Origin of the sequence: Streptomyces sp. NPDC004539 (genome assembly GCF_040610055.1) — a bacterium.
In the GTDB taxonomy this organism is placed as follows: Bacteria; Actinomycetota; Actinomycetes; order Streptomycetales; family Streptomycetaceae; genus Streptomyces.
The window spans coordinates 55,176-72,156 of sequence record NZ_JBEXLS010000028.1; the positions used below are offsets into that span (position 1 = coordinate 55,176).

Annotated in this window: 12 protein-coding genes; 11 read left to right on the plus strand and 1 reads right to left on the minus strand. The window is 73.2% G+C overall.

Features of this window, described 5'->3' with window-relative positions; genetic code table 11:
- Positions 1-121: 121 nt before the first annotated feature.
- The 4 genes from ABZX85_RS40355 to ABZX85_RS40370 are packed head-to-tail and all read left to right on the plus strand — an operon-like array spanning position 122 to position 5,202.
- Positions 122-1,408 (plus strand): ATP-grasp domain-containing protein, encoded by a 1,287-nt coding sequence (locus ABZX85_RS40355; RefSeq protein WP_355880779.1) that lies wholly within the window; start codon positions 122-124, stop codon positions 1,406-1,408.
- Complete coding sequence (locus ABZX85_RS40360) at positions 1,401-2,663, plus strand: MFS transporter (protein WP_355880782.1); 1,263 nt, start codon at positions 1,401-1,403, stop codon at positions 2,661-2,663. The genes ABZX85_RS40355 and ABZX85_RS40360 overlap by 8 nt, the downstream gene beginning before the upstream one ends.
- On the plus strand, positions 2,660-4,162 hold the full coding sequence (locus ABZX85_RS40365; RefSeq protein WP_355880784.1) for an amino acid adenylation domain-containing protein: 1,503 nt from the start codon (positions 2,660-2,662) through the stop codon (positions 4,160-4,162). The genes ABZX85_RS40360 and ABZX85_RS40365 overlap by 4 nt, the downstream gene beginning before the upstream one ends.
- A complete protein-coding gene (locus ABZX85_RS40370; protein WP_355880787.1) occupies positions 4,159-5,202 on the plus strand; it encodes a thioesterase domain-containing protein in 1,044 nt (347 codons plus the stop codon). Before ABZX85_RS40365 ends, ABZX85_RS40370 begins: the two co-directional genes overlap by 4 nt.
- An 18-nt stretch (positions 5,203-5,220) precedes the next feature.
- On the opposite strand, the gene ABZX85_RS40375 is transcribed toward ABZX85_RS40370, so the two are convergent.
- Positions 5,221-6,210: a putative sulfate exporter family transporter gene (locus ABZX85_RS40375; RefSeq protein WP_355880789.1), complete on the minus strand. Its 990-nt coding sequence runs from the start codon at positions 6,208-6,210 to the stop codon at positions 5,221-5,223.
- A gap of 160 nt (positions 6,211-6,370) precedes the next feature.
- Between ABZX85_RS40375 and ABZX85_RS40380 the strand changes: the two genes are divergently transcribed.
- The 7 genes from ABZX85_RS40380 to asnB all read left to right on the plus strand — a co-directional run bounded on the left by ABZX85_RS40380 (position 6,371) and on the right by asnB (position 16,981).
- Complete coding sequence (locus ABZX85_RS40380; protein ID WP_355880792.1) at positions 6,371-7,354, plus strand: LysR family transcriptional regulator; 984 nt, start codon at positions 6,371-6,373, stop codon at positions 7,352-7,354.
- 852 nt (positions 7,355-8,206) lie between these two features.
- Positions 8,207-9,685 carry a sugar transferase gene (locus ABZX85_RS40385; protein ID WP_355880794.1) on the plus strand — a complete coding sequence of 493 codons (1,479 nt, stop codon included), beginning with the start codon at positions 8,207-8,209 and terminating at the stop codon, positions 9,683-9,685.
- Positions 9,686-9,713: 28 nt separating this feature from the next.
- The gene (locus ABZX85_RS40390) at positions 9,714-11,027 is read left to right on the plus strand and encodes a nucleotide sugar dehydrogenase (RefSeq protein ID WP_355880797.1); all 1,314 of its coding nucleotides are present in this window, start codon (positions 9,714-9,716) and stop codon (positions 11,025-11,027) included.
- Positions 11,017-12,249: a glycosyltransferase family 4 protein gene (locus tag ABZX85_RS40395; RefSeq protein WP_355880800.1), complete on the plus strand. Its 1,233-nt coding sequence runs from the start codon at positions 11,017-11,019 to the stop codon at positions 12,247-12,249. The genes ABZX85_RS40390 and ABZX85_RS40395 overlap by 11 nt, the downstream gene beginning before the upstream one ends.
- On the plus strand, positions 12,246-13,559 hold the full coding sequence (locus ABZX85_RS40400) for a Wzz/FepE/Etk N-terminal domain-containing protein (RefSeq protein WP_355880803.1): 1,314 nt from the start codon (positions 12,246-12,248) through the stop codon (positions 13,557-13,559). The genes ABZX85_RS40395 and ABZX85_RS40400 overlap by 4 nt, the downstream gene beginning before the upstream one ends.
- A 17-nt stretch (positions 13,560-13,576) precedes the next feature.
- Entirely contained in the window at positions 13,577-15,076 is a 1,500-nt protein-coding gene (locus tag ABZX85_RS40405; RefSeq protein ID WP_355880806.1) for a Wzz/FepE/Etk N-terminal domain-containing protein, read from the plus strand.
- 3 nt (positions 15,077-15,079) lie between these two features.
- On the plus strand, positions 15,080-16,981 hold the full coding sequence (asnB, locus tag ABZX85_RS40410) for an asparagine synthase (glutamine-hydrolyzing) (RefSeq protein WP_355880808.1): 1,902 nt from the start codon (positions 15,080-15,082) through the stop codon (positions 16,979-16,981).

Here is a 16,981-nt window from a genome sequence, read left to right on the forward strand (position 1 = left end):
CAGTCCGGCGACGTCAAGCCGCGTTCAGGAAATCTGAACGCGCCGTGAAGTGACCCATCCTTTACTTTACGATGATCCCTCGGTGATTTAATGGCACGGGAAAAGCGAAAGGAATACGCAGGTGTCAGAAGTCGCCGACGGACCGATAGCATTCGTGTACGACAGGGGCGCCGCTTCCGCCGGTGAGATCGGGGCTGGCCTACGGCGGACCGGCATTCCGGTGGTGACGGTTCTCGGTGAATCGGAGCACGCCCGGTCGATGCGCCCGCTCGTCGAGGAATTCGGCCCGGTCCTCTCCCTGGACGACGGTTTCGCCGCGGTGACGGAAGCACTGCGCGCGGCCGGTACCCGGGGACTGACCACATTCAGCGAACGCATGCAGGAACCCACCGCGCTGCTCGCGGAACGACTGGGTCTCCCCTATCACTCGCCGGCGACGGTCCGGCTCCTCACCGACAAGGTCGCCCAGCGCGAACGGCTCCGGGAGGCGGGCCTCCCCCAGGCCCGCAGCCACCGCGTCGACGACATCTCTCGCTGGTCCGAGGCCGTCGCCCGCACCGGACTCCCCGCCGTCCTCAAGCCCGTGCGCGGCGAGGGCAGCCGCAACACCTATCTGGTCCGGGACGCGGACAGCGGCCGGGAATCCGCGCGGAACCTGCTCGCCGGGGAGGAGTCCGCCCTCGTCCTGGAAGAGTTCCTCGTCGGCCGCCCCGAGCATCCCTTCGGGGACTACGTGTCGGTGGAGTGCCTCGTCGTGGACGGCGAGGTGGGCGTCCTCGCCGTGACCGGGAAGCCCGCGCTCGTCCCGCCGTTCCGGGAGGCCGGCCAGTTCTGGCCGAGTCACCTGCCCGAGGCGGAGGTGACCGCGCTCGGGAAGCTCGCCGCCGACGCCGTACGCGCTCTCGGGGTCCGGTCGGGGATCACGCACACGGAGATCAAGCTCACGGCGGACGGGCCCCGGCTGATCGAGGTGAACGGCAGGCTGGGCGGCTGGGTCGGTGAACTCGCGCTGCGGGCGGCGGGGGTGAACCTGATCGAGGTCGCGGGGCGGGTCGCGCTGGGCCTCCCGGTGGAGGTGGCGCCGCTGCCCCGGTTCGACGGCGTGTACTTCCAGTTCTCGGTGCCGGGTCCGCGCGAGGCGTGCGTGCTGGAGAGGCGGCACGGCGTCGCAGACGTGCGGAGTGTGCCGGGGGTCGGCGGGGTGGTGCCGCTGGTGCGGCGCGGGGAGCGGCTGTCCGGCGGGGTGCAGACGGAGCGGCTGGACATCGGGCTCGGGCACGCGCCGGACCACGCGGGCATGCTGGCGGCGGTCGACAAGGCCGTCGGGCTCCTCTCCTACACGTTCACCACGGACGACGGCCGCACCCTGCGTGCCACGGCGGCCGGACTCCGGGACAGCCATGTCTGACACCGTCGTGCGGAAGACGCCCGTGCGGTGGGCGGCCGACCTCGTGCCGGAACCGGGGGACGCGCGGCGGTTCGCGTTCCTCGTGCTCGTACAGGCGGGCGGCACCGGTTTCTTCCTCACCGCGAGTGCCGTCTTCTTCACGCAGGTCCTCGGGTTCAGCGCCACGCAGGTCGCGCTCGGTCTGTCGGCGGCCGGGCTGTGCGGGTTCCTCGGGGCGGTCCCTGCGGGCCGGCTCGCCGACCGGATCGGGCCGAAGAGGCCGCTGCTGACGATGTACGGGCTGCTCGGGGTCCTCTTCGCGCTGTACGCCTTCGTCGACGACTACGCCTCGTTCGTCGTCGTCGCCTGTCTGATCTCCCTGTGCGAGACGGCGGGCAGCCCGCTGCGCGGCGCCCTCACGCACGCCCTGTTCGGCGGTGAGCGGGCGACCAGGGTGCGGGCGCAGACGCGCGGGCTGTTCAATCTGGGGCTCGCGTTCGGTGCGGCGGTCGCGGCGCCCGCGCTCGCCGTCGGCGGCCGGCGGGCCTTCTACGCCGTCGCCCTCACGAACGCGGCGGCGCAGCTCGGTTGTGTGCTGATCGGCCGCCGGTTCCCGCCGACGCCGCCCGTCCGGCCCGGTGGCGGGGCCGGGTCCTCGGGGGCCGCGCTGCGGGACGTCCGCTTCCTGCTGGTCACGTTCAGCAGCGGGGTGCTGGAGCTGTACCAGCCCGTCCTGACGGTCGGTCTGCCGCTGTGGATCGTCACCAGCACGTCCGCGCCGACGGCCGTGAACGCGGTGCTGTCGATCACGAACACGGTTCTGGTGGTGCTGTTCCAGGTGGCCGTCAGCCGGGGTGCCGACACACTGCCGGGGGCCGCGCGGGCCCAGTGGCGGGCCGGGGTGCTGCTGGCGGCGGCCTGTCCGGTGCTCGCGCTCAGCGCGTACGGTCCGGCGCCGGTCGCGACGGCCGTGCTGCTGGCCGGGGTCGTCGTCCTGGGGTTCGGCGAGCTGTCGCAGTCGGCGGGAAGCTGGGGCATCTCGTTCGGGCTGCCGCCCGCTGACCGGATGGGCGAGTACCAGGGCGTGTTCGGGCTGGGGCGCGGCGTGCAGCAGTTCCTCGGCCCGGCCCTCGTCACCGCCCTGGCCGTCGGACTGGGGACGGCCGGCTGGCTGGTCCTCGCGGGTGTGTTCCTCGCGGCGGGGCTGGCCTCGAAGGTCCTCGTGGAAGGTGCCGTACGGCTGCGGGCCGTACCTGTGGAAGGAGAAGCCGTATGACAGCGCTGACCGATCTGTTCCGTGAGAGCGTCCGGCGGGCGCCCGACTCGCCGGCGCTGCGGGACGGCGGCGAGGAGTGGACGTACGCGGAGCTGGACGCCCGCTCCGACCGGGCCGCCGGGGTGCTGGCCGCGCACGGGGTGGTGCCCGGGGAGCTGGTCGGGGCCGTGGTGGAGAGGTGCGCGGAGTCGGTGGTGACGATCCTCGCGATCCTCAAGGCGGGCGCGGCGTACGTGCCGCTGGACCCGGCGTATCCCGAGGAGCGGCTGCGGCACGTCGTGGCGGACTCGGGGGTGCGGGTGGTGACCGGGCCGGGGGCCCGGAGGGTGGCGGCCGGGGCCAGGGTCGTCGACACCGGGGAGGACGCGGCCGGTCCGTACACCGGCCCCTCCTCCGACGACATCGCGTACGTCATCCACACCTCCGGCTCCACCGGCAGGCCCAAGGGCTGTCCCGTCACCCACGCCAACGTCGTCGCCCTCCTCACCGCCGCCCTCCCCCTCTTCCGCTTCGGCCCCCAGGAGCGCTGGACGCTCTTCCACTCCCTGAGCTTCGACTTCTCCGTCTGGGAGATGTGGGGCGCGTTCGCCACCGGCGGCACGCTCGTCGTCGTCCCGCAGGACGCGGCGCGTTCTCCCGAGCGGCTGGTGGAGTTTCTGGCCGAGGAGCGGGTGAGCGTGCTCCACCAGGTGCCGTCCGTGTTCCGCTACACCGCGACCGCCCACCGGGAGGCGGGGTGTCCGGCGCTGGCCGTGCGGTGGCTGGTGTTCGGCGGGGAGAGCGTGGACCTGCCGGTCGTCCGGGAGTTCCTGGCCGGGTGGGCCGGGGTGCGGCCGACGGTGGTGAACATGTACGGGATCACGGAGACGACCGTGCACGTCACGTTCAAGGAGCTGGACGAGGCGACGCTGGCCGGGGAGGTGCGCTCGCCGATCGGGCGGGCGCTGCCGCATCTGTCGGTGCGGCTGCTGGACGAGCGGCGGGCTCCCGTGGCGCCGGGGGCGGTCGGGGAGATGTGGGTGGCGGGGGCCGGGGTGGCGGCCGGCTATCTGAACCGGGCGGAGCTGACGCGGGAGCGGTTCGTCGCGCTGGACTCCGTCGTGCACTACCGGACCGGCGATCTCGCGCGTGAACTGCCGGGCGGGGAGCTGGAGTACGTGGGGCGGGCGGATCAGCAGCTCAAGCTGCGGGGGTTCCGGATCGAGCCCGGGGAGGTCGAGGCGGTGCTGCGCGGGTCGGGGCTGCTGAGCGACGTCGCGGTGACGGTGGCGACGACGCCGGCGGGGGCTGGTCTCCTGCTGGCCGCCGTGGTGCCGGCGCCGGGGCGGGCGGACGGTCTCCAGGCGCGGCTGCGGGCGCACGCGGCCGGTGAACTCCCCGCGCACATGGTGCCCGACCGCTACCGGGTCCTGGACGCGCTGCCCCTGACTCCGTCCGGCAAGACCGACCGGCGCGCGCTCGCCGCGCCCCGTGCATCCCGTTCGAAGGAGACGTCATGAGCACCGAGACCGTACAGACCCTCACCGCGATCTGGGAGGAGCTGCTTGATACCGAGGTCGGGCCGGACGACGACTTCTTCGAGCTCGGCGGTTTCTCGCTGCTCGCCGTCGACGTCGTCGGCGCCGCCCGGCGCAGTGGGCTCGCCATGCGTGCGGAGGACCTTTTCGAGCACCGTACGGTCGCGGGTCTCGCCGCCGCCCTGACCGCTCCCGCCGCTCCCCCGCCGGCGCCCGCCCTGACCACCGCCGACGTGTGGCGCACGGCGGCGAGCCCCTGGGACCGGGACGCCGTGACCTGTCTGCTGCCCCTCGCGCCCGAGGGCCGGGGCGAGCCGTTCTTCTGCGTCCATGTCGGCACCGGAAACGTCCGGTTCGCCGAGCCGGTCGTCGACGCCTGGCGCGCGGGCCGCCCCTTCTACGGTTTCGAGGCGCCCGGCTACCGGGGAGACGTCCGCCCCCTGCATTCCCTGACCGAGATGGCCGACCGCTACCTCCTGGAGCTGCGCGAACTCCAGCCGCACGGCCCCTACTTCCTCGGCGGCCTCTGCCAGGGCGGTCTCGTCGCCTACGAGATGGCCCGCCGCCTGCGCGCGTCCGGCGAGGAGGTGCGGGCGCTGGTCCTGGTCAATCCGCCCTCCCAGCTCTCCCTGGTGGACCCCGGCTGGGGCCTCGACGAACTCCTCGCCTACCGGCTCGCCTCCCTGTCCTCCCAGTTCGGCCTCCCCCAGCCCCTCGACCCCGCCGAGACCCTGGCCCGTATCGCGCCCCTGCACTGGTACGACGACGCCGTCACCCCCGAGGACTTCCCCCGCCTCCAGGTCCTGTGGGCGGCGGGCATGTTCGCCCAGGAACACTTCGAGATCCTCCCCTACGACGGTCCCGTCACCGCCTTCGGCCGCGCCCACGCCCGCGCGGACCTGGAGGTCCACTGGCCGAGGGCCGCACCCCGCCTCGACATGACCTGGTACGACGCCACGGCCACGTACCCGATCATGCGCGACCCCGAGGTGGCCCGCCGGATCACCGCGCTCCTCGCCTGATGTGACGGCGCCTCGCGCTCATGCTCCGACAACGGCCAGCGCGCCGTAGCCCACCCCGGTGACGAGGGCGGTCGACAGCGCGCCCAGGACCAGCCCCCGCTTCCCCGTGCGCAGCAGCGCGCCGGGCCGCACTCCGCTGCCCAGGGCGAAGAGGGCGGCGGTGAACAGGAGCGTGGTGACGGCCTTGGCCGAGGACAGGACCGGCTCCGGTACGGCGCCGGTGCTGCGGACCAGCATCGTCGCGAGGAACCCCAGCACGAACAGCGGGACGGGCGCGGGCCGTCCGCCCTCGGCGCGCCCGCGCCGTACGGCGCCCACTGCGGCGACCATCGGGGCGAGGAGGACGACCCGGGTGAGTTTGACGACGACGGCGGCGGCGACCGCGGCGGGGCCGGCCGTGGAGGCGGCGGCGACGACCTGGGCGATCTCGTGGACGGAGAGTCCCGCCCAGGTGCCGAGGTGTTCGGGGCTCATGCCGAGCGCGCCGCCGAGGAACGGGAGGAAGGCGATCGCGGCGCTGCCGTAGAGGGTCACGAGGGTGACGGCGGTGGCGACCTCCTCCTCGTCGCTGTCGGTGACGCTGTCCATCGCGGCGATCGCGGAGGCCCCGCAGATCGAGAAGCCGGTCGCCACCAGCAGGGAGAGGCCGGGCGGCACCCCGATCAGCCGGCCCAGCAGGAGTGTGCCGAGGAAGGTCACGAGGACGGTGGCCACGACCGCGGCGACCATCCCGGCGCCGAGTCCGAGGATCTCGCCCACCGCGAGCTGGAGTCCGAGCAGGACGACCCCGAGGCGCAGGCAGGCCCTGGTCGCCCGCCGCATGCCGGGCCGGGCCTCCTCGGGGAGCAGTCCGCCCACCGCGACACCGAGGACGACGGCGGCCGTGAGGGCGCTCACCGCGGGGACGAGGGCGGCGAGTCCGTACGCGGCGGCGGTGCCGATGACGGTGGCGAGGAGTCCCGGGGCCGCCGGGGCGATGCGTCGGTGGAGGTGGCCTGCTGTGGTCATGCCCTGATCGTCGGCGGGGTGCGCGGGGCGCGGTAGCGGTCGGTGTGCGGGGACGTCATAGCCCTGGGGAATGACCCGGCGGCCCGGTCCCACACCCGGGTGATGGGGTCATAGACCGGAGCTATGCCTCACGGCCGGCGTGGGGCCATAGCCTGGCGGTATGCGCCAGTTGCCGGACCCGGAGTCGCTCCGTCTGCTCGTCCTCGTGGGGGACACGGGAAGTCTCGGGAGGGCGGCGGCGCGGCTCGGGCTGGCGCAGCCGTCGGCCAGCAAACGCCTCTCCGCGCTGGAGCGCCGTCTCGGGCTGGTCCTCGTCGAGCGGTCCCGGCGCGGTTCCCGGCTCACCGACGCGGGGCGGGCGGTGGCGGGGTGGGCCGGGCAGGTCCTCGCGGAGCTGGAGGGTCTCGTCACCGGCGCGCAGGCGCTGCGGGCCGAGCGGGATGCGGAGCTGCGGGTCGCGGCGAGCATGACGGTCGCCGATCATCTGGTGCCGGGCTGGCTCGGCGAACTGCGCCGCGCCCGCCCCGAGTTGTACGTCGGCCTGCGGGTGGCCAACAGCGAGCGGGTCCCGGAGCTGGTGCGCGGCGGGGTGGTGGACCTCGGGTTCGTCGAGTCGCCCCAGTCCCCGCCCGGCTTGTCGGCCCAGCCGGTCGCGGACGACCGGCTCGTCATCGTGGTCGCGCCGGGCCACCCTTGGACGCGCCGCCGGCGCCCCCTGACCGCCGCCGAGCTGGCGTCCGCCCCGCTGGTCCTGCGCGAGCGTGGTTCGGGTACCCGGGAGACCCTCGACCAGGCGCTGTCCCTCGCGGGGGCGGGCGCGCCCCGGCCGCTGCTGGAGCTGGGCTCGGCGACGGCCGTCCGGGGCGCCGTGATCGCCGGGACGGGGCCCGCGGTGCTCAGCGAACTCGCGGTGCGCACCGACCTCGCCGAGGGGCGGCTGGTGGCGGTGGACGTCGAGGGGGTCCGGCTGCGGCGGGTCCTGCGTGCCGTGTGGGCGCCGGGACACGCGTTGTCCGGTCCGGCGGCGGAGCTGCTGGCGGTGTCCCGGCGGCGTGTTCGGCATATTGAGATAGCGGCCGCGGGCCGATATCACGTTTCCGAACATCAGAACCCGGAAATAGCGAACTCCGACTCAGCTCCTTGACAACGGGATCATGGTCCGTTGGCCCACTCGGTGAAATCCGCTGTTTCCCTCAGTTCCACCTTTCACCTCGTCATCAATGCTTCAACGAACGATTGTTCGTTCGGTGCCCATCGAGGCCGGCCGGCCGGGGTGAGCGCCCGGTCTCGCGCTTCGCCGCGAGGCGAGCAGGAGCGAATTCCGGCCCTGCCGGACCTCCCCTCCCCCACCCGTCGCACGGAGTCGAAAGGTGTCGAACCAGCCCCGGCGCAGCCCCCGCGACCAGCCGTTCACCCCGCCGATGGCCGGTCATGTCACCTCGCGAGCGGCCGTCCGATCGCACAACTCGCTTACAGCCAGGGCGAGTTCACGTACCCGAACAGGAACGGACGGTTCCGCGAGGTCAGGGGTGACCTCACACAGATCCCGCCAAGGCCCGCGGAGTTGATCAACCGGCCGCGGCGGAGCCGTATCTGATCATGCTTCACCCCGCCCCACTTGGGGTTTTCCGGTAAATGGACCCTCATCGGTCACCGACCGGTCGATTCAGTCTCAAAACTTGCACACAAATTACCCACACCCTCTCTACACACTGGCCCCGATGGTCTAGATTGACCGTGCTTCAGACGTTCGGAGCACTTCAGCAGGAACGTCTTTTCTGGAGCCCCTCAGGGGGCCGCGGGTGCGGGGAGCATCCGGGGTTCCGGTGGGCTCCGCGTACCTCGAAAGCCCGGCGGGACACACGAGTCCGCCGTCTCGGAGAGCTGCCCGCACGACGGGCGAGGGGGAGGAATCGCACGGGAGGCGGGGGCCTCCCGAGGGGGAGCAACAGTGTGAGGCGAACACGTCGTACCACTGGGGACCTGGGGGGGTTCTGTGCGGCAAGGGGGACTAGTCAGCCCTTTTCCGTCGGCGCGCAGGCGTCCGGCGAACGGGCCGGTCAGACAGTCCAGTACCGACTGGGAACAGCGCTATCGCCGTACCGTCATCGCCGGCGACACCGCGGCCACGGCCTTCGTGGTGGCGGCGATCGGCAACACCTTCGGGGCACGGGACGCGGCCAACTGGCACGAGAAATGGGGGATTCTCGCGTTCGGCACCGAGCTGCTGGTGCTCGGGGCCCTCGCGGTGAGCAGATCGTGGGCGCCGGCCGTCCTCGGCCAGGGCGCCGAGGAGTTCCGCCGGCTCGGCCGCTCGCTCTTCGCGGCGACCGTCGTCCTGGCGCTCGGCGGGATCGCCCTGACCTCCCGCAACATCAAGCTCTGGATCTTCGTCGCGATCCCGGCGATCACCCTCACCACCATGACGGCACGGTACGTGCTGCGCCTGTGGCTGCACCGGCAGCGCAAGGAGGGCCGGTGTCTGAGACCCGTGCTGGCCGCCGGGAGCCTCGCCACCATGCGGGACCTGATCGGCCGCACCCGTAAGTTCCCGCATCTGGGCTGGCGGGTCGACGGGGTCTGCACGACGGACGGCCCCCGGCTCGACGGGGACCAGCTCGACGGCGTACCGGTCGTCGGGAGACTGACAGACGTCGCCGGTCACGTCCACGAGGGGGGCTACCGGGTCGTCGCGGTCACACCGGACCCGCACTGGTCGCCGGACCGGCTCCAGCGGCTGGCGTGGAACCTGGAGGGCAGCGACGCCGAGATGGTCGTGGCGCCGGTGCTGATGGAGGTGGCCGGACCCCGGCTGCACATCGACGCGGTGCTCGGCATCCCGCTGCTGCGGGTCAGCATGCCGGCCTTCACCGGGGGCCGGCGGGCCGTCAAGGGCGTCGTCGACCGGCTGGGCGCGGCGCTCCTGCTGGTCCTGTTCGCGCCGCTGATGCTGGGCGTGGCGCTGCTCGTGCTGCTGGACAGCCCGGGCGGGGCGTTCTACCGGCAGCGCAGGGTCGGCAAGGACGGCCGCGAGTTCATGATCCTGAAGTTCCGCACGATGGTCGTCGGGGCCCACGGGGCGCGTGCCGCGCTGGCCGACCGCGACGAAGGCGCCGGACTGCTGTTCAAGGTCCGCCACGACCCGCGGGTGACCCGGGTGGGAGCGGTGCTGCGCCGGTATTCGATCGACGAGCTGCCGCAGCTCTTCAACGTCCTCACCGGGTCGATGTCCCTGGTCGGTCCGCGTCCCCCGCTGCCGGAGGAGTCCGCCGCGTACGGGCCGGACATCCGGCGCCGGCTGCTGGTCAAACCCGGGCTCACCGGGCTGTGGCAGATCAGCGGGCGCAGCGACCTGTCGTGGGAGGAGGCCGTCCGGCTGGACCTGCGGTACGTGGAGGACTGGTCGCTGGCACTGGACACGGTGATCTTGTGGAAGACGCTGCGGGCCGTCGTCCATGGACAGGGGGCCTACTGATGAGCGGGAAATCCGGGGGGAACAGGTCATGAGAGTCAGCGTTTTCGGGCTGGGCTACGTGGGCTGCGTGTCGGCCGCGTGCCTGGCCGGCATGGGGCACGACGTGATCGGGGTGGACGTCAACCAGGTCAAGGTGGATCTGGTCAACGACGGCAAGGCGCCCGTCGTCGAGGAGCGGATCGGCGAGCTGATCGCCGATGTCGTCCGCACCGGGGCGCTGCGGGCCACGCGGGACGTCGCCGAGGCGATCCGGGAGAGCGAGGTGTCCCTGGTCTGCGTGGGGACGCCGTCGGAGCCCAACGGCAGCCTGTGCACGACGTACTTGGAGCGGGTGACCGAGGAGATCGGGGCGGCGCTCGCCGAGCGGGGCGGACGGCACACGGTGGTGTTCCGCTCGACGATGCTCCCGGGCACCTGCCTCAACCTGCTGGTGCCGATCCTGGAGAAGCACGCGGGGACGGCCGGGGTGGACGTCGGGGTCGCGGTGAACCCGGAGTTCCTGCGCGAGGGCACGAGCGTGCGGGACTTCTTCGACCCGCCCAAGACGGTGATCGGCGAACTCGACACGGCGAGCGGGGACACGGTCCTGGAGCTGTACAAGGGGCTGCCCGGCGAGGTGTTCCGGGTGCCGGTGCCGACGGCGGAGGCCATCAAGTACGCGGACAACGCGTTCCACGGCCTCAAGATCGGGTTCGCGAACGAGTTCGGCGCGGTGTGCCGGGCCCTCGGGGTCGACTCGCACCAGGTGATGGACGTCTTCCTCGCCGACCGGAAGCTGAACATCAGCCCGGCCTATCTGCGCCCCGGTTTCGCGTTCGGCGGCTCCTGCCTGCCGAAGGACCTGCGCAGCCTGGTCCACGCGGCGCACCGGGCGGACGTCTCGGTGCCCATCCTGTCCCACGTCCTGCCCTCCAACTCCGACCACCTCCAGCGGGCGGTGGAGCTCGTCGAGCGGACGGGCAGACGCCGGGCGGGCCTGTTCGGGCTCTCGTTCAAGCCCGGCACCGACGACCTCCGCGAGAGCCCGCTCGTCGAGCTGGCCGAGCGGCTGTTCGGCAAGGGGTACGACTTGAAGATCTATGACGCGAACGTGAGCCTGTCACGGCTGCTCGGCGCGAACCGGGAGTACATCGAGGGCCGGCTGCCGCATCTCGCGCAGCTCCTCGCGGACTCCGTCGAGGAGGTCCTCGACCACGCCGACGTGGTGCTCGTCGGCACCCGCGACCCGGCCGTCCTCGCGGCCCTCCCGCACGGCGACGACCCGGTGATCGTCGACCTCGTCCGCCTCCCCGACGCCGAGGCGCGGCGGGCCGAACCGGGGTACGTGGGCCTTGCCTGGTGACACGAGGCGCGGCGCCGGCGGAGCCGGGCGCGCGCTGATCCTGGTGGAGAACCTGTCGGTGCCCTTCGACCGCCGGGTGTGGCAGGAGTGCACGACACTGCGCGACGCGGGCTGGGAGGTCCACGTCATCTGCCCGCAGGGCACGAAGCGGGACACGGAGGCGGAGGCCGAGATCGACGGGGTCCGCATCCACCGCTACCCGCTCAAGGCGGCGACCGGCGGGCCGTCCGGCTATCTCCGCGAGTACGGGTCGGCGCTGTGGCACACGCTGCGGCTGGCCCGCAAGGTCGGCCGGGTCGACGTGGTGCACGCCTGCAACCCGCCCGACCTGCTGTTCCTGCCCGCGCTGTGGCTGAAGCGGCGCGGCGCGCGGTTCGTCTTCGACCAGCACGACCTGGTGCCGGAGCTGTACCTGTCCCGGTTCGACCGGGGCGAGGACCTGCTGTACCGGGCGGTGTGCGCGCTGGAGCGGATGACGTACCGGGCGGCGGACGTCGTGCTCGCGACCAACGAGAGCTACCGGGACGTCGCGGTGCGCCGGGGCGGGCGGCGGCCCGACGACGTGTTCGTGGTGCGCAGCGCGCCCGACGCCGGCCGCTTCCATCCGGTGCCGGCCGAGTCGGAGCTGAAGCGCGGCAAGCCCCATCTGCTGTGCTACCTGGGCGTGATGGGCCCGCAGGACGGCGTCGACTACGCGCTGCGGGCGCTGGCGAAGCTGCGGGACGAGTGCGGGCGCGACGACTGGCACGCCGTGTTCGTCGGCGGCGGCGACACGTTCGACGCGATGGTGGAGCTGTCCGGGCGGCTCGGGCTCAGGGATCAGGTGGAGTTCACGGGGCGTATCCCGGACGCCGACCTGGCGCGCTGGCTGTCGTCGGCGGACGTGTGTCTCTCGCCCGACCCGTACAACCCGCTCAACGACGTGTCGACGATGAACAAGGTCCTGGAGTACATGGTCATGGGCCGGCCGATCGTCTCCTTCGATCTCAAGGAGGCGCGGGTGTCCGCCGGTGAGGCGGCCGTCTACGCGCCCGCGAACGACGAGTCCGTGTTCGCCCGGCTGGTCGCGGAGCTGCTGGACGATCCGGACCGGCGGGCCCGGATGGGGAAGATCGGCCAGGAGCGGGTCGGGGGGCCGCTGTCCTGGGAGCACTCGCAGGCGTCACTGCTCGCCGCGTACACCGCCGCCTCCCATGCACCGGGGCGGAGGCCGCACCGTTGAGCGATGACACGATACGTCTGGTCACGATCGGCCGGATCATCCGTCGGCGGCGACGGCTGCTCACCCTCCTCACGGTGGTGGGCGCGCTCGTCGGCTACGGCCTCTCCCTGCTGTTCCCGCCGCAGTACACGGCGTCGGCGTCGGTGCTGCTGCCGGGGGCGTGGGAGCAGCGCGAGCTGCTGACGCAGACGGAGATCGCGACCAGTTCGGTGGTGGTCGACAAGGCCGCCGCCACCCTCGCCTGGCCCGGGGTCGACGGCCGTGAACTGCGGGACCGGGTGACCGCGACGGCCTCCGACGGGAACATCGTCAAGATCTCGGGGACGGCCGAGGACCCGGAGCGGGCGCAGCGGCTCGCCGACCAGGTCGCCCAGCAGTTCGTGGCGTTCGCCGCGCGGGTCGCGGGCGAGAGCACCGACCCGGACGCGGCGGCGCAGCCCGAGGAGCTGCGCCGGCTGGTGGTGCAGATCGGCCGCCGGATCACCGAGCTGGCGGACGCGACCGACCCGGGGCGGACCGTGGAGAGCGTGCAGACCCGCACCGAGCTGGCGAAGCTGCGCACCTCGCTCCAGGAGGCCGTCAACAAGCTCGACCAGACGGGTCCGGCCGCCGACAAGGCGAACATGGTCGTGATGGGCCCGGCGCCCCGCCCGGACGGCCAGGCCCCGCCGACCCGGGTCCAGCTGATCGTGGGCGGCGCCCTGCTGTTCCTCCTCGTCTCGGTGCTCGGCCATCTCGCCGCCGCCCGGATGAGCCGCCGGCTGCGCACCGAACCCGAGATCACGGCGGCCCTAGCCGCACCGGTCCTCGGTACGGTCGACGTCCCCGGCGACCGCACCGCGCGCCGTTCCCAGGGCCGGCTGCGCCGCCTCGTGGGCGCCGACATCCGGTGGGACGTGCCCGTCTCGAAGACAGCCGTCGACGAGGCCGCCACACACCTCCGCTACCGGCGGGTCCGTGCCAAACTCCCGCCCGCCCACGCCCTGTCGGTCCTGGTCCCGGAGGGCGATGCCACCGCCCGCCGGGCCGCCGACCAGCTGGCCGCCGAGGCCGGCACCGATCCCGTGCTGCGCGTCGTGGACGTCTCGATGTCCCGCCCGACGGTCCCGGACCGCGACGACGAGGCGGGCGCCCTGATCGTCATCGGCACCGGCGACTGGACGGCCGCGGAGCTGACCGGCCTCGCCGAGGCGTGCGCCGACGCGGGACACCCGGTCGTCGGCGTCGTCCTCACCGACCGGGTGCGCGCCCGCGCCCACCGCTCCGCCGACCGCCCCCGCGAGACCGCCACCGTGGGAGGCGCACCGTGACGACACCCTCACCCTCCATGTCATCCACGGCGTCGCAGCCGCCCCCCGCTCCGCTGCTCGACCTCCAGTCGCTGGTGGTCGCGGTGCGCCGGCGCCGGCGTCTGTGGTCCTCGGCGGCCCTCCTCGGGCTGTTCGCCGGCGGGGCCGTGGCGGTCCTGATGCCCCCGCCGCCGACCGCGGTGACGAAGGTCCTGGTCGCCCACCAGCAGGACCAGCCCAACGACCCCGGGACGCTGATCCGCACCGACGTGGCTCTGCTGCACACCACCAGGATCGCGGACAGCGCTCTCAAGTCCCTGAAGTCCTCGGAGAAAGCTGAGGACTTCATGACGGAGTACACGAGCGTGGGGCTCACCAACAACCTTCTCCAGATCACGGTCACCGGCGACACCGAGGCGCAGGCGGTGGCGCGGGCGAAGGCGCTGGCCGACGCGTTCGTCGCCGACCACGTGCGCCGGCTCCAGGAGGCCGCCGACGCCGAGGCGAAGGCCCTCCTCGACCAGCAGGGCAGGTTGCAGGCCGAGCTGGCCGACGTCGACAAGGCGATCGACGCCGGTTCGTCCCAGAGCGGGCCGAAGGCGTCCGCCGACCTGGAGTCGCTGTTCGCCCGCCGGGCCGAACTCACCTCCCGGATCTCCGACTTCGGACAGCGTGCCGCCGAGGCCCGGGTGGGCACGCCCCAGCTGATCGCCGGCACGCAGGTCGTGGACGCGCCGCGCGCGCTGCTCCACTCCCTGCCCAAGGCCGCGGCGACCGACGCGGCCATCGGGGGCGTCCTCGGGCTGGTCCTCGGGCTCGCGGTCGCCGCCGTCGCCTCGGTGGTCGCCGACCGGCCGGTGCTGCGCCGGGACGTCGCCGCCCACCTCGGGGCCTCGGTCCTCAGCGAACTCCCCCGCCGTCCGCCCCTGTTGTGGCGGCGCCGGCGGACCCGGGAGGCCCGCGAGCGGCTCGCCGTCTCGCTGGCCCGCACCGCGCGCGGCTCCACGGAGCCGGTGTCGCTGCTGGAGCTGGGGTGCGCGCGCCCGGTGTGCCTGATCGCCCTGGACCTCGCCGGGGCGCTCGCGCAGGACGGGCCGGTGGTCGTCGTCGACGGCCTGCCCGGCTCGCGGCTCGCCCGCCGCCACCCGAAGCCGGGGGACCCCCGGATCGTCCGGGGCGAGCAGGCCGAGGCGGGGCCGGCGGAGGAACGGCGGCTCGGTGTCGGGTCGGTGGCGCCGGGGACGGCGTGGGCGGACCTGCCGCACCTCGGCACCCGGACCGTCCTCGTCGTGCGCGCCGGGCACGGCAGCACGGCCTGGCTGCACACCGTGGCCCGGCAGCTCGCGGAGCACGGTGTCGAGGTGCTCGGGGTGGTGCTGATCGACCCCGATCCCCGGGACCGCACCGACGGCACCCTGTGGGACGGGCCGCCCGCCCCGCCGCGCGCCCGGGGTGTGCGGCGCGTCCTGCACGGCGGGACGGAGCGGCTCCCGAAGTGGGCGGCCCGGGTACCGGACAGCGACCAGGAGGCTCGGTAGTTCATGTGTGGCATCGCAGGCACGTACCGGTGGCCGGACGGGAAGGCCGTCACCGACCGGCTCACCGGCACCCTCGCCCATCGCGGCCCGGACGGGTCGGGCCGCTACAGCCACGGTGACGTCGAACTCGGGCACCGCCGGCTGTCGATCATCGACCTGTCGGAGACCGGCGCCCAGCCGATGGCGTCCGACGGGCTCGTCCTCACCTACAACGGCGAGCTGTACAACGCCCCCGAGCTGCGGACCGAACTCGCCGCCGCCGGGGTCCGGTTCAGGGGGACCTCCGACACCGAGGTGCTCCTGGAGGCGTGGCGGCGCTGGGGCACCGACTGTCTGCCCCGGCTGCGCGGCATGTTCGCGTTCGGGATCTTCGACGAGCGCACCGGCGACCTGGTGCTCGCCCGCGACCAGCTCGGCATCAAGCCGCTGTTCCTGCTGCGGCGCGGCGAGGGGCTGGTGTTCGCCTCCGAGCTGAAGGCGCTCGCCGCCGTGACCGGGCGGACGCTGGAGGTGGACCCGGCGGCGCTGGTGGCGTCGCTGCTGTACTACTGGGTGCCCGATGCGCGGTGCGCGTACCGGGAGGCCGAGAAGCTGCCCCCGGGGAGCTGGCTGCGGTTGCGGGCGGACGGGCGGGTGGAACGCGGCCGGTACTGGAACCTGAAGGACGTCGCCGCCGAGGCGCAGGAGGCTGAACTCCCGGACCTCGCGGCCGTGATCGAGGACTCGACACGGCGTCACCTCCTGTCCGACGTACCGGTGGCGACGTTCCTGTCCGGCGGCCTCGACTCCAGCTACCTGACCGCGCTCGCGGCCCGGGAGCGGCCCGGGATCTCCGCCTACACGATCGGTTTCCGCGCCGAGGACGCCCGCTTCGAGGCGATGCCCGACGACCTGCGCTACGCCCGGCAGGTCGCCGCGCAGTTCGGGGTCGACCTCAAGGAGATCGAGATCGCCCCGGACGTCCTCGACCTGCTGCCGCGCATGACGTACCACCTGGACGAGCCGATCGGCGACCCCGCCGCGATCAACACGTTCCTGATCTGCTCGGCCGCCCGCGAGGCCGGGGTGAAGGTGATGCTCTCGGGGATGGGCGCCGACGAACTGTTCGCCGGCTACCGCAAGCACCTCGCGAACCTCCTCGCGCTGCGCTACCAGCGCGTGCCGCGTCCGCTGCGGCGCGGTCTGTCGCGGGCCGTGGACCGGCTGCCGGTCGCGTCCGCCCGCCGGGGCTACCGGTCGGTGCGCTTCGCGAAACGCTTCCTGTCCTTCGCGGACCTCCCGGAGGAGACCGCGTTCCGCCGCAGCTACACCCTGTACGACCGGGGCGAGCTGCTCGGCCTGATCGATCCGGACCTCGCGGGCACGGTCGACGACGTGCTGACGGAGCACGCCGACGTCTACCGGGACAACGAGCTGGACGACTTCGTCAACCGCATGTGCCTGGGCGACGCCCGCATGTTCCTGCCGGGGCTGAACCTCGCCTACACGGACCGCTCCAGCATGGCTGCGTCGACGGAGGTGCGGGTGCCGTACGTGGACGTCGAGGTGGTGAAGGCGGCGTTCGCGGTGCCCGGGGACCGCAAGATCGTGGGGCGGCAGGGGAAGGCCGTCCTGAAGGAGGCGGCGCTGTCGGTGCTGCCCCGGGAGATCGTGTACCGGCCCAAGGGGCTGTTCAGCGCCCCGCTGCGGGCCTGGATGAGCCGGGATCTGGCGCCGCTGGTGCGCGAGGTGATCGAGGACGGGGAACTCGTGCGCTCCGGGTTCCTGCGGCGGGACGCGCTGGCGCGGATGGCCGCCGAGGACGCCGCCGGGCAGCGGGACTTCTCCAAACATCTGTGGCACGTGCTGACCCTGGAGTACTGGTACCGCGGCGCGACCGGCCGGCACTCCTCCCTGACCGCATAG